General features: G+C 44.4%; 13 protein-coding genes, 2 tRNA genes and 1 pseudogene. 10 read left to right on the top strand and 6 right to left on the bottom strand.

Annotated features, from left to right (window positions below; translation table 11 throughout):
- Positions 1 to 30 precede the first annotated feature (30 nt).
- On the bottom strand, positions 31 to 177 hold the full coding sequence (locus tag ACM0OZ_RS00495; RefSeq protein WP_414580780.1) for a hypothetical protein: 147 nt from the start codon (positions 175 to 177) through the stop codon (positions 31 to 33).
- Between the two features lie 27 nt (positions 178 to 204).
- Positions 205 to 471 (bottom strand): hypothetical protein, encoded by a 267-nt coding sequence (locus ACM0OZ_RS00490; protein ID WP_414580779.1) that lies wholly within the window; start codon positions 469 to 471, stop codon positions 205 to 207.
- 230 nt (positions 472 to 701) lie between these two features.
- Here ACM0OZ_RS00490 and ACM0OZ_RS00485 point away from each other — a divergent pair, with 230 nt between their 5' ends.
- The 6 genes and pseudogenes from ACM0OZ_RS00485 (at position 702) to ACM0OZ_RS00460 (ending at position 5,355) form a co-directional block, all read left to right on the top strand.
- On the top strand, positions 702 to 1,754 hold the full coding sequence (locus ACM0OZ_RS00485) for an aldo/keto reductase (protein WP_414580778.1): 1,053 nt from the start codon (positions 702 to 704) through the stop codon (positions 1,752 to 1,754).
- A 129-nt stretch (positions 1,755 to 1,883) separates the two neighbouring features.
- A complete protein-coding gene (gene dps, locus ACM0OZ_RS00480) occupies positions 1,884 to 2,465 on the top strand; it encodes a DNA starvation/stationary phase protection protein Dps (protein ID WP_414580777.1) in 582 nt (193 codons plus the stop codon).
- A gap of 503 nt (positions 2,466 to 2,968) precedes the next feature.
- Positions 2,969 to 3,685, top strand: a complete 717-nt coding sequence (locus ACM0OZ_RS00475; RefSeq protein WP_414580776.1) for a pirin family protein — start codon at positions 2,969 to 2,971, stop codon at positions 3,683 to 3,685.
- Between the two features lie 136 nt (positions 3,686 to 3,821).
- A pseudogene (locus tag ACM0OZ_RS00470) lies at positions 3,822 to 4,591 on the top strand (SDR family oxidoreductase).
- A 300-nt stretch (positions 4,592 to 4,891) separates the two neighbouring features.
- Positions 4,892 to 5,032 carry a hypothetical protein gene (locus ACM0OZ_RS00465; RefSeq protein WP_158054831.1) on the top strand — a complete coding sequence of 47 codons (141 nt, stop codon included), beginning with the start codon at positions 4,892 to 4,894 and terminating at the stop codon, positions 5,030 to 5,032.
- Positions 5,033 to 5,121: 89 nt separating this feature from the next.
- A complete protein-coding gene (locus ACM0OZ_RS00460; protein WP_414580775.1) occupies positions 5,122 to 5,355 on the top strand; it encodes a Nif11-like leader peptide family natural product precursor in 234 nt (77 codons plus the stop codon).
- Positions 5,356 to 5,698: 343 nt separating this feature from the next.
- Here the strand turns inward: ACM0OZ_RS00460 and iscB are convergent, their stop codons facing one another.
- Positions 5,699 to 7,003: an RNA-guided endonuclease IscB gene (iscB, locus tag ACM0OZ_RS00455; protein ID WP_414580774.1), complete on the bottom strand. Its 1,305-nt coding sequence runs from the start codon at positions 7,001 to 7,003 to the stop codon at positions 5,699 to 5,701.
- A 318-nt stretch (positions 7,004 to 7,321) separates the two neighbouring features.
- On the opposite strand from iscB, the gene ACM0OZ_RS00450 reads away from it, so the two are divergent.
- From ACM0OZ_RS00450 to ACM0OZ_RS00435, 4 genes are all read left to right on the top strand, one after another.
- Complete coding sequence (locus tag ACM0OZ_RS00450) at positions 7,322 to 7,720, top strand: hypothetical protein (protein WP_414580773.1); 399 nt, start codon at positions 7,322 to 7,324, stop codon at positions 7,718 to 7,720.
- A 35-nt stretch (positions 7,721 to 7,755) separates the two neighbouring features.
- The gene (locus tag ACM0OZ_RS00445) at positions 7,756 to 7,998 is read left to right on the top strand and encodes a peptidoglycan-binding domain-containing protein (RefSeq protein ID WP_414580772.1); all 243 of its coding nucleotides are present in this window, start codon (positions 7,756 to 7,758) and stop codon (positions 7,996 to 7,998) included.
- Positions 7,999 to 8,662: 664 nt separating this feature from the next.
- Positions 8,663 to 9,883, top strand: a complete 1,221-nt coding sequence (locus ACM0OZ_RS00440) for a hypothetical protein (RefSeq protein ID WP_414580771.1) — start codon at positions 8,663 to 8,665, stop codon at positions 9,881 to 9,883.
- A 5-nt stretch (positions 9,884 to 9,888) separates the two neighbouring features.
- Positions 9,889 to 11,118 carry a Dyp-type peroxidase gene (locus ACM0OZ_RS00435; protein ID WP_414580770.1) on the top strand — a complete coding sequence of 410 codons (1,230 nt, stop codon included), beginning with the start codon at positions 9,889 to 9,891 and terminating at the stop codon, positions 11,116 to 11,118.
- Between the two features lie 104 nt (positions 11,119 to 11,222).
- Here the strand turns inward: ACM0OZ_RS00435 and ACM0OZ_RS00430 are convergent, their stop codons facing one another.
- The 3 genes from ACM0OZ_RS00430 to ACM0OZ_RS00420 all read right to left on the bottom strand — a co-directional run bounded on the left by ACM0OZ_RS00430 (position 11,223) and on the right by ACM0OZ_RS00420 (position 12,169).
- Complete coding sequence (locus ACM0OZ_RS00430; protein ID WP_414580769.1) at positions 11,223 to 11,495, bottom strand: hypothetical protein; 273 nt, start codon at positions 11,493 to 11,495, stop codon at positions 11,223 to 11,225.
- 426 nt (positions 11,496 to 11,921) lie between these two features.
- Positions 11,922 to 11,993: transfer RNA gene (locus ACM0OZ_RS00425), tRNA-Thr, on the bottom strand.
- Positions 11,994 to 12,086: 93 nt separating this feature from the next.
- A tRNA-Tyr gene (locus tag ACM0OZ_RS00420) sits at positions 12,087 to 12,169 on the bottom strand.
- Between the last annotated feature and the right edge of the window lie 85 nt (positions 12,170 to 12,254).

Raw genomic sequence — 12,254 nt, 5'->3', positions numbered from 1 at the left:
TCGTAACATCCTTTGAGAATCCCCGTCGCTTTAGTGCGGGGAGTACGTCAACTCAATAATCACAGGTTCGGTCAATCCCACTGCTTCCTGTCTGCCATCAGCATATTTTGCCATTTGCTGACCTCGAATTCTTACAGCTATTTTCAGGTAAATAGACCACATCTGCCGTAGGGGCACAGCATTGCTGTGCCCTTACAGTGTGGTTCAAATACGTGAAAACTGCTGTAAACCAAGCTTTTCCACTATTTCCCTTGGTAGCACAGTGCGTACCGCACCCGTGTCTACAAGTGCTTGTGTCTCATGCACACGCAACTGATTTGGGTTAAGCAGTCCTCGATTGACCAAAGCTTCATCCACTGCATTCGTAAGCTTAACCTGTACTCTGACTTCTCCGATGTCCTGACTAACCACACGCTCAGAACGATTAAAATCTAACATCATTAGCCTTGCCTGCGTAGGATTCGCCATCATCTGGTTCCCTGCTTTTTAGTTTAAGCAACAATCGAGAGCGTGGCTTGAGGAGAATTTCCGCAAAATAGTGATATTTTTAGCAACAACTGACAAGACAAGAGTAGGAGGCGATCGCTAAACTCAATTTCATCAAGTTTAAGGCTTGTTGAGCAGGACAAATTCATGCAATTTACCCTACAGCAACCAATAATCCTTATCAGCATTAACAAATAAAAGGAGAATGATTAACTATGCGCTACAAACTTTTAGGCAAAAGCGGGTTAAGAGTCTCTGAACTGTGCTTGGGAACCATGACCTTTGGTGAAGACTGGGGTTGGGGTGCATCCCAAGACGAAAGCCGCAAAGTCTTTGATGCCTTTGTGGAAGCGGGGGGAAACTTCATCGATACGGCTAACGGTTACACTGATGGCACCAGTGAGAAAATTGTTGGAGAGTTTATCGCCTCGGAACGAGAACGCTTTGTTGTTGCGACGAAGTACTCATTGCCCTTGCAGATGAATGACCACAAAGGCAACCCTAATGGCAGTGGCAATCATCGTAAAAATATGATGCAGTCGTTAGAAGGCAGTTTGAAACGGCTGAACACCGACTACATTGATTTATTTTGGTTGCACGCTTGGGATTTCATGACCCCTGTTGAGGAAGTGATGCGTGCTTTCGATGACATGGTTCGCTCAGGCAAGGTACTCTACATTGGTATCTCTGATGCACCAGCTTGGATTGTTGCACAAGCAAATACTCTCGCGCAATGTCACGGTTGGACACCGTTTGTTGCACTGCAAGTGGAGTATAGTTTGATTCAACGGACGCCAGAACGCGACTTATTACCAATGGCAAAAGCCTTTGACTTGGCTGTGACGCCGTGGTCACCTCTTGGAGGTGGTGTGCTAACTGGTAAGTACAACAAGCGCAACGGTAATAGCGAACAGGGACGAATCGAAACTACGGGAGGAAATATTTCTGAACGCCAACTCGCTATTGCTGATGTTGTGTCCCAAGTTGCACAAGAGATTGGACGCACACCTTCCCAAGTGGCGATCGCCTGGTTACGCGCACAAAGCGGCGTAGTTATCCCTATTATCGGCGCACGTAAAGAATCGCAGATTAAAGATAACTTAGCTTGTCTGGATCTCACCCTATCACCAGAACATCTGCAACGCTTAAACGAAGTGAGTCAAATTGAGCTTGGCTTCCCCCACGACTTTTTACAAAATGACACAATCCGCGATCGCCTCTACGGTGGTACATTCAGTGCTATAGACAACCATCGCAATTCGTTATGAACCGAAGAGTAAATTATTAACAAAAATTATAACTGGTTCAGCAAAAATTCCATCTGTCGGTAGAGAGTTTCCGACAGCATAGCAGTATCTGTAGACTTGTCTTGTCACGCTGATGAGAGAGGTAGAACAATGAGCGATAATCTTGCAACACGTCTGTATCCGACCCGTATTGACATTCCAGCCGAGGCGCGCAAGCAGATTGCTGGCATTCTCAACCAAACTCTAGCCGCAACATCGGATCTGAAAAGCCAAGCCAAGCAAGCGCACTGGAACGTTAAAGGCACCGACTTCTACCAGTTGCACGAATTGTTCGATGAAATTGCAGGTGAGTTAGAAGAGTACATTGATATGTTTGCTGAGCGCATCACCGCCTTAGGAGGGTATGCTTGTGGCACAGTTCGTATGGCTGCAGAGAATTCATTCCTGTCAGAATATCCTACTGATATTTTAATGGGTATGGAGCATGTAACAGCTTTAGCAGAGCGCTTTGCACCCTATGCTAAGCAGTTGCGGGAAGCCATTGACAAAACGACGGAGCTAGGCGATGCTGACACCGCTGACCTTTACACCGAAGTGTCTCGTACCATTGACAAGCGCCTGTGGTTCCTAGAAGCCCATCTGCAAGCCGCTGTCACCCAAAATGGAAATGGTAATGCAGCTAATATTAAAACTGAAGAGCAAGCTGTTGTCAGACAACCTGCTGTCAGATAAGTCTCTTGTTGCTAATAGTTAATAGCTATTAGTCATGTATTGTAGGCTAGGTTTCGTTCTTCAACCCAGCTTATCTGTTACAGTAGTTTGCATTTAAATTTTTAGATTCCCGACTTCTTGAAGAAGTCGGGAATCTGAATGTAATTTAGCAGTATCTTTTTGGTAAGTACAGCACTTTCAAGTGCGTACTTTTCATTTTATATATACATATTTTAAGATTGAGATAGTTGAAAACCAGATGCAATTAGATAAATCTAAAGAAAAAGTTTGTTTAGTGATTTTGTAAACATAGCTGTTGTAATCTGGTATTCAACCATACCTAAATTGAGTATTGATTCACGAAATTTCTTAGCTTTCAAGCAACTCCAAAATTATCATTCCTGCAGTGTAGCTACCAAAGAGAAAGTTTGTTCTGGCTGTTGTAACCAGAATTGATGAATGGTAGTCAACAAGTGTGCAGAATGTTTTTACTGCAATCAACCATCAAAATGGAGGGAAAATCTATGGCTGCTAATACCAAAACTCACCTCATTCATGATAGAAATGCACGCGGTCGTACCAAGATAGGTTGGCTCGATAGTTATCACACATTTTCCTTTGGTGGTTTTCACGATCCAGACCGCATGGGATTTCGCGCTCTACGAGTGATTAACGATGACCGTGTTGTTCCCGGCGCTGGTTTTGGGACACATGGACACCGTGATATGGAAATTTTCACCTATGTATTGGAAGGAGCAATAGAACATAAAGACAGCTTGGGAACTGGTTCAGTCATACGTCCTGGTGAAGCGCAAATCATGAGCGCTGGTACTGGCATCACGCACAGCGAATACAATCATTCTGATACTGAGCCAGTCCACTTTCTGCAAATTTGGATTCTTCCTGACAAACAAGGATTGCAACCAAGGTATGACCAAAAAGCTTTTTCCCTTGAAGAAAGGCGTGGGAAACTGCGTTTAATTGGTGCCAAAGATGGGCGTGATGGTGCTATAACCATTCATCAAGATGTGGATTTATACACATCTGTTTTACAACCAGGTGACGTTATAAATTATCAGGTCCAACCTAATCGTTATGCTTGGTTGCAAATAGCTCAAGGTATCGTAACGTTGAATGGTGAAGAACTCAGAGCAGGTGATGGGGTACAAATCAGTGGCGAAGAGCAACTTGAAATCACCACCAACATTGGTGGAGAAATCTTGCTTTTTGATTTGGCGTAAGAAACACCTGAAGAAACGAAAATTCTTGAGCAACAGTTGCTAAGTCTCAAGAATTTTCTAGAGACATAGAAACATTAATTTTGCTTCTAGGTTGAACCTAGAAGCAAAATTAATGTTTAGTAAAGGAAAGACATTGATGGCACCTCTTGCAGAAAAAGTTGCGATAGTCACCGGGGCATCACGGGGAATTGGACGAGCGATTGCGCGAAGCGCAGTGCCCTTCGGGCAATCGCCCTCAAATTAGCTAGTAACGGTGCGTCAGTTGTCGTTAACTATGCGGGTAATGCAGACAAGGCACAAGAAGTTGTTACAGAAATCGAAAAGCTTGGAGTACAAGCAGTTGCACTTCAAGCCGATGTCAGCAAAGTTGCTGATATCCAGCGACTTTTTCAGCAGACAATTGAACGTTTTGGCAAAGTCGATATTTTAGTCAATAATGCTGGTGTTATTTTCTATAAACCAATTACTGAAGTAACAGAAGAAGATTTCGACAAGATTTTTGCCATCAATGTCAAAGGGACTTATTTTGCTTGTCAACAAGCTGCACACCACTTGGCAGACGGCGGACGCATTATCAATTTTTCTTCATCAACGACGGCTATGATGCTACCTACTTATAGTGCTTATGTGGCAACTAAAGGTGCTGTCGAACAAATCACAAGAGTTCTGGCGAAAGAGTTGGGAGGACGGGAAATCACAGCCAACATCATTTCTCCTGGTCCCACCGACACAGAACTGTTCAGACAAGGCAAAACTGAAGAACAAATAAATCGTTTTGCCCAAATGGCAGCGTTAGGACGACTGGGACAAGTGCAAGATATTGCTGACGTGGTGGCGTTTCTTGCCAGTGACGAAGCGCGTTGGATCACTGGGCAAAACATCCGCGTTAACGGCGGAACAGCTTGAGATAGCAGGGGCAATTAAATCAGTTATCAGTTATCAGTTATCAGTTATCAGACGGGCGCTTTGGGGGATGCGCTCACCGCCACCAACGCATAAAGGTGCTCTTGGTGGGGGACGCGCGACCACTCGTATTTAACTGATAACTGCGGCTGGTACTGTTCACTGTTAATAGGCGCTTGTGAATCTGCCTGTGAGGGGAAGCTATAGGGCTTCAAAAGCCGCTAGTCTATCAATAGAAGCGTTGACAGCGACTTCAGCAACGATGACGACAAATCGAAGACAAATTCGGCTGAAGTTGCAACGGTGGCATTACAAGCGGTGATTGATCAAGTTGAAGATGTCTATTGCGCTAAGGAAGCACAACATACAATTGCTCAACTGAACACGAACCGCAAGCCAAGAGAAAAGCAAGTTGCTCTAATCCTACCCACTTCCGCTAAGTGATAGCATCCTTCCGATGATAGCAGTGCCTCAAACCCTCCGCCTCTCAAATCTCAAACTCAACAGGCTCAATGAAAAGGAGAATAACAGTTATGTCTCAAGCAGGTGTCACTGAATTTTTAGCAGATGCCAGAAAAGACCAAGAATTAAAACAAAAACTCAAAGCGGCAACTGATACCCAGGACTGGGTCCAAATTGCTCAAGACAGTGGTTATAACTTCACTGCCGAAGAATTGCAAACTAAACTCAACAGTCTGCCGGAAGAAGAGGTGGCAGAAATCGTTAATCCCGGTGTTGCTCCTCGTCAGCACATTGAGCCGCAATAATCTTTTGCTTTTTGGTGTCAAACCACTATTGAGATCATGCAAATACCGATAGTTGCAGCCAGATGGTAAATGCTACTTCTGTCGCCCTCGTTCGCCGCTAGGTGTTCCCGTAGAGTAGATTACCTATGAGTAATTAGTCATTGGTGATGGAAACACAGCGTAGTCGCCTATAGCAATCCTAAATCATAAGCCCTACGAGCTGCCTTCGGCTACGTCAACAACAAGATTCCCGACTTCTTAAAGAAGTCGGGAATCTAAGCGTTTATGGGCGATTGGGCAAGGAACAGTGGCATGGGTAGCGATCGCGCGGAGCGCAGCGTCCTAGAGGGCGATCGGTACGCCTCTAATTGCTTATTTGCTGGACATTGCTGGAAAATGCGTACATATAGCCATCGTTGCGGTGAATAGATTTGCAGTACTTATAGCGAACTGGGCTGATCTTGCCTTTTGGCGTTCTCATTTCAAAGACACCACTTTCTCTTACGGTTAATCGACCGACGTGAGTTCCGGCAAATTTTCCGGTAGGTAGTATAGCTTGCACCATATCACCAGTTTGAAAGCCAAAGAAGGTTTTACAACGGGTTCTATGCTTAATAGGAAACCCGTACTTATTTGTTGTACACATCTGACGGTTCCCCCACCCTTTCGCAACAATCAATAGAGGCTGAATCGTTAGGACTTGCAAGGTTTCAACAACGCCAACACAGGCAGCGTCCAACCAGTGAGTCTTGGGTAGCCCGAGACGTGTACGGTTGTATTTTGTTCTACCACCTGTTCCCGTTTCAACTGGCAACGCTGTTTCTTTTAACCTACTAAACAACGCCCATCGAGTGCTATTAACGGCTGCGGCGTCTTTAAGTGGTTGTTTCGCTTGAGCTAGTATGCGTTTCATCACGTCTAGCTTCTTCGACAAGAAATCACGAATATCTTGGTTCCCTTTTCTTTGGTTGCAATGATGGCACGCTAATGCAAGATTAGAAACCCGATTATTTCCACCTTTAGAGCGTGGGACTATATGTTCAACTTCAAGTCTAGTATCAGTTGCACCACAATAAGCACACTTCCTTCCCCATTTTTCGAGTAAATATTCCCGTACTTCGTAGCCAGCCAATTCACCCTGCTGATATTCCACTCCGGAAATCTCAGGGTTCTGCATTGCTTGAGTGTCGAATTTGACCAATTCTTGAGATATTCCAGTTATTGGTACAAACCGACGTAAGCGATGAACCCACGTCATGACATTCTCAACCCTAGATTGCAAGCTAGGCGGTAGCCATCCTGATAATCGAGTGCGGTTAAGAAATCTAGGCTTGCGATAACGAGTTTTGCGGTTACGCCGATTACGACGAATCGCACGACGTGACTCTAAGTCATTCTTGATTTGCTGTCCCCGATGTTTAACTTCCGCACCCCACACAACCTTGTTTCCTTGAATAATAGCTAGCCCAGTCGTATTAGAACCTGGGTCTATCTTTAGTTGGTGGGGCTTGATCCTGTGATTGGGTACGGCATATTTCAAAATAATCGTGAAAGGGTAGCGACGGAAGACTGCTGCCTGCCCCTGCTTGAGTAACCGTCTCACTTGTCCTGGTGGAACTGGATTGAGGGGTTGTTTGTTGGCATCTAGAACAAATACAAAGTTAGACATTTTGTCCTCTGATTACTCAGGTTAAGTTTTCCTCGTCAAGGTTATCTAAACTTGTTGTGTTAGCCGCAAGTCTTTAGCTAAATACAGATGTTTAACGACTAACGACAGAGCCGCAAGCTGGAAAGCACCCACGGGTGTCATGACTTAGATAACGTAGCTTGTACTCAGACTGGCTATCTTGTCCACTGATGTAAGCGTGTTTAGCGGATAGCTACCCAGCGACAAAACTTTTGAATCTATTAAATTGAAAGTGCATAAGATAATTTAACTGATATTTATTAAGAATACAGATGAGGCGAAGAAAAATGAACACTGCGAATGCCAGAAGCAGACCGAATTCTCGGTCGTCCTCCTGTGGAACATGCGATCGCAGAAATTTTCGATGACATAGCCCAAAATCTGCAAAACTTGGGATTTGAAGTGATTCGCAACCCTCTACCAATCACGTATGTCGATGATGCTGCAAGCAAAACCCGTTTTTGGTATTTTGCGACAGCCAATAATAGCCTAGTGCAAATTGATACGTATAATGGAAATCACGTCTGGTTACCAACATACGGTCATGGTGATTGGGCGGATCTTGCTTCCATCGATGCGGAAAATAAACGCATTTGGGAAGAATTAGGTTTTGTGGTTCATCAACTCGCCGACTTTCACCCCTTTGCACAAAACTTAGGTTCTGTGCATTGCATTAAAAAGTATCTGGAACGTGGTTAAGCTGATCAAACTACAATTTATGGAGGATTTTAATTATGGCACCAACAACTAGTAAAGAATTGCCAGTTCTAAAAAAGGGTGATACTGGTAGTAGTGTAAAATTGCTACAGAATATCTTGATTGCTCTAGATTACCTTGACAGTGATTCACCCACTACAAACTTTCAAGACCAAACAGATGAGGCGGTGAGAAACTTCCAAGAAGAAAACGACTTGAAAGTAGATGGTATCGTTGGTGCAAAAACCTGGGATAAGTTGGGTACGGTTCTCTGGGATTAAGTTGAGCTAGTTCTCAGCTGGAAAATTGAAAGGATATTAAAGCCCTCGGTGAGAACTGAGGGCTAGTCAACTGCTTCACTCTCAGGTTGAAGGCTGATAGATTTGACGTAGCTCTTCCACTAGGTCATTATTAAACCCCACAAGAACTTTCTTAAAGGGTTAACACTGCTGTGTGCGCGGTAGTGGCTAAAAAGCTTAAGCTTAACCTTGCTGAAGTTTTTTGATTAAAGCTATCATTTCTTGATGTTCCGCAGTCTGCCCATGATTAAAAAAGAGCCCAGCAGCTTTTTGTAAATCCTCATGAAGCGGATTATCAAAAGCAGCAGGACGTTTACCCTTACTTTGCAGACAGAATCGACCCTTCAATTGGCTACACCATCTTTCTCGGTAACCCGTACTTCGGTTTATAACTTGTCTTAAAAGTGAATTTGTCTAAACAATTTGCAAAAATTTACACGTTTTAGAAGAAGTAAAATGACGTTTTTCCTATTTCTGTCTCCAAGAGTGCATAAGTTGGTTTTGCTTACATTTACATAAAAATACGGCAAGAAAAGCTCTCTAAGCTTAACTTCCGTTGTTGCAAATCAGGTAAAACTTATGCACATAATCAAACTTCTGTCAATGCGTAAGTCCTATTAGATAAAAAAGGAGTATTTGACGAGCTATGGTTTATGACGTTCCAGGTCGTGCTGACCAACTTAGTGCTGACTTAGTTCAGAAATGGAATGAGGCAATTCAATCTGCCTATGGGAATTTACAACCCGATTTTGGCAGTCGCTTTTTTACCCTTGACCCCAGCACCTTGACTAACCCCATTCCAGCACCGATTAAATGGTTTGGCGATCCAGCAGAGCCTAACTTTTGTCTTGGTGCAGAAGTGGCGCGGCAATTATCTGATTGGGGTGTCCGAGGAAGACACAACCTGCATAACGAGTACTGCGAATATCGAATTATTGAGAAGGCTGATGCTACAGGTCGGATGCGACCAAAACGAGTGCAAGTCACAACTGAATTGCGCGAGTACTGGGTATCTGTTGCTAAGTATGACCCGAAATCTGTGCGTGCAATGGCACAAAGTGTACTTGGCTTTGAGCCAACTTGGGAAGACCTTTATGGAGTCAGCGACCCACTTGCGTTAACTGAAGAGCAGCGGGAAATTGCTTTCTCTACAGTGGTTGCAGGTCAAGGTAATGAGCCGCAACCAACTGGTAAGTTAAACACTGACTACGCTTTATTTATGACGCATCCGATTAACGGACTCGACGACCTGCTTTACATCGTGATGTTTGGTGCCAAGCCTTATGCCAGTGGCACTGCTAGTAATCCGAAACAAGCAACGCGAGAACAGCTTTTCCGTCAATTCGGTGTGGAGCATTTAGCGTGCCGTCATGCAGACCCGAATGCGGCAATGGGTGCACTAGGAGCTGCTTTTAACGGACATACAGTTGCGTTTGCTAACCCGTTAGGAATGTATATTCGTTCATTCACAAAAGATGTCTTTCTGTTCAATGGGGAACCCATTCCAGATTCATGGGTACGCTTGAGCAGAGGTGCAAGTGAAGAAATGTATCAACGCCTGGAATTTGGTCCTAGTGATGACGAGCCAACGTTTTTAGATGATATTACGGTGGCTGTTGGTGCCAATGAAGAACCACTAACAGGCGGTTTTCAGGTGGTGCAACAGATGGAGGTAGGACCTCTGGTGGTTATTGGGCAACCTACTCCCATCGCAGAGGATGAGTATGTCATTCTCAGTGCAAGCGATGCTCCTATCCAATGCCAAGAAGCTCGAATTTGTGAAACTATAAAATCTCTCAAGCAGGAGTATGATAACACGCACCAAATGGTACGGATAGCGCCGCGAACAATGGGATTTAGAGGTTAAAGATAGTGACTGGAAAGTTGCAAGAGGGCATTTATCATGCTCCAGGAGCAAGACCTGGTAAATTTTTTAACATTTTATTTTTGCGAGCTTCACCAGGTTTGAATGCTCGCCAAGTGGGAGAAGCGTTTGGCAAGCTTTGGCAGATGTATCAGGATTTGAAAAATGGTAAGTTAAGAGATTTGCCAGGACAGTCCCTTCCTGCTGGTGATTTAACAGTTCTTGTTGGCTATGGTGCTAATGTCTTTAAACTCCCCGATATTCAGCGTCAATTACCCAATCATATTAAGGATTTTGGTGCATTTCGTTCGCCGTTACCAACCGGAGGCGGTCCACTACTGATTGGTTCGGGTTTGCGGTATGCGGATGATGTGAAAACGAATCCTGCGACTGAGGAGATTGCAGTGCAGTTTATTGCAGAAACACAACTGGCAGTAAATCGTCCAGTTGTGGAAACGTGGAAAGCCTTGCAAAACATGAGCGATCCAGCTACAGGTGCTGCTCCATTACTTTTGACCGCCTTTTATGGCGGATTTCAGCGCGATGATGGACGTAGCTGGATTGATTTTCATGATGGTATCTCTAACATGAAAAGCTCGGAACGCTCTGGCGCGATCACAATCAAACCTCGTCCACCAGAGGAGCAATGGATTGAAGGCGGCACTTATTTAGCGTTTCTGAGGATTGCAATTAACTTGACGGTTTGGCAAAAGCTTAATCGTCAACAGCAAGAGCTATTAGTAGGTAGGAACAAATTAACTGGTTGTCCTTTGATATCCCTTGATAGTGAAGGTAATCCAGTGACGAAAACAGGGTGTCCAGTCACAGGAAGTATGGATGTTTTAAGCCCTGGCAACGAGGCTTTCTTTGAACCTGACACTGTAAGTGAAACAATCCTACAGCAAAGTCATGTTCAAAGGGCAAACCATCACCTTACACCAGTCAGTGATCGCTCCTCACTCCGCATTTTTCGCCAAGGCTACGAGTTCCTCGAACCACTTGGTAGTGCTCCCGGCTTTCTCACAGGGTTGAACTTTGTGAGTTTTCAAGATACCCCCGAACGGTTGCTTAGAATGCTCACACAACAAACTTGGCTTGGCAGTACAAATTTTGGTGGTGACCTTAAAAACCAACTTCCAGGTATGGATAGGTTTTTGAGCATACGTGCAGCTGCGATTTTTTTGATACCACCAGTTGTCGATGGCGAGCTATTTCCTGGCGCAAGCATTTTCATGTAAGACGAGTGCTGCGTATGGCAAACTGAGGTAACTGATGTCTACCTCAGTTTTTTTCTTTGGGGATGGGGCTGTGGTCACACATTGGCAGTGAGTAGCAAACACTGTCAATCTATGATTAGAGGGAAATACTTTTGTAGTAGATAATTATTTACAAATCTAACAATGATTTTAGAAAAGCGATCGCTCAGAGGTTGACTCAGGGAATCAGGGATACTCCGTAACTCCTGATTCAGTTCTTGAAGTTGCGATCGCAATTGTTCGGGCGATATATCTTCTTCGCCGAGACTTCTTAAGATCACAGCCAAAGTTTGCAGAGGTCCATTGTGGATTGCCTCAAAAGATCGCTTGATAGTTAAAGAGCGCTGTTCGAGTAGCACTCTTAAATCTCAGTCGAAAAAAGATGTCGTCAGTTCCGCACCCCAAAGAGCTAACAAGGTTGGCACTAAGGGAATCCACCAACTCATAACTAGGAGAATATAACAAATCCCAACGAGTCCGATACTAGCTACCCTCTAGCTGTGAGACATAGCAGTTATCCGTGATGCCCCTTTGGGCGGGAAGGAACCTTTGGACACTGGTTCCGAGACTTGTCTGATGGCGGGTTAATAGCCTATTTAAGAGCCATTTGGACTTTTCTCGCTCAAGTCGTGCGACATCGATTCGCACATTCATATTTCTATTCTGCAACGCCCTAGAAACAGAATACCCATTTGATACCCAAAAAACAAGATAGGATACCCAGAAATCTTTATCCTGGAGTATCCGATGACTTGAAAGCTTTAGATTTTTCGTTATTTTCAAAAAGCCCGTGACGAGGATTGAACTCGTGACCTCACCCTTACCAAGGGTGTGCTCTACCACTGAGCTACACGGGCAGACTTAGTTTTTAAATGCTGAGTTGTGAATGCTAAATCACTATATTAGTTTTTTAGTCACTCAAAACTCAGCACTCGGTACCGAATTTGAGGTGGGCCGGGCTAGATTCGAACTAGCGTAGGCGTAAGCCAGCGGATTTACAGTCCGCCTCCATTAGCCACTCGGACACCGACCCTTGTCACCCAACGATTTATTATCTTACCACAAGCGTTTAGAAATGCAAGCTTTTTTAGAAAAAAAGGGAATAGGTGACAGCGGAC

Origin of the sequence: Scytonema sp. PCC 10023 (genome assembly GCF_963920835.1) — a bacterium.
GTDB lineage: Bacteria > Cyanobacteriota > Cyanobacteriia > Cyanobacteriales > Nostocaceae > Kalymmatonema.
This window is presented reverse-complemented; position numbering and strand designations above follow the sequence as displayed.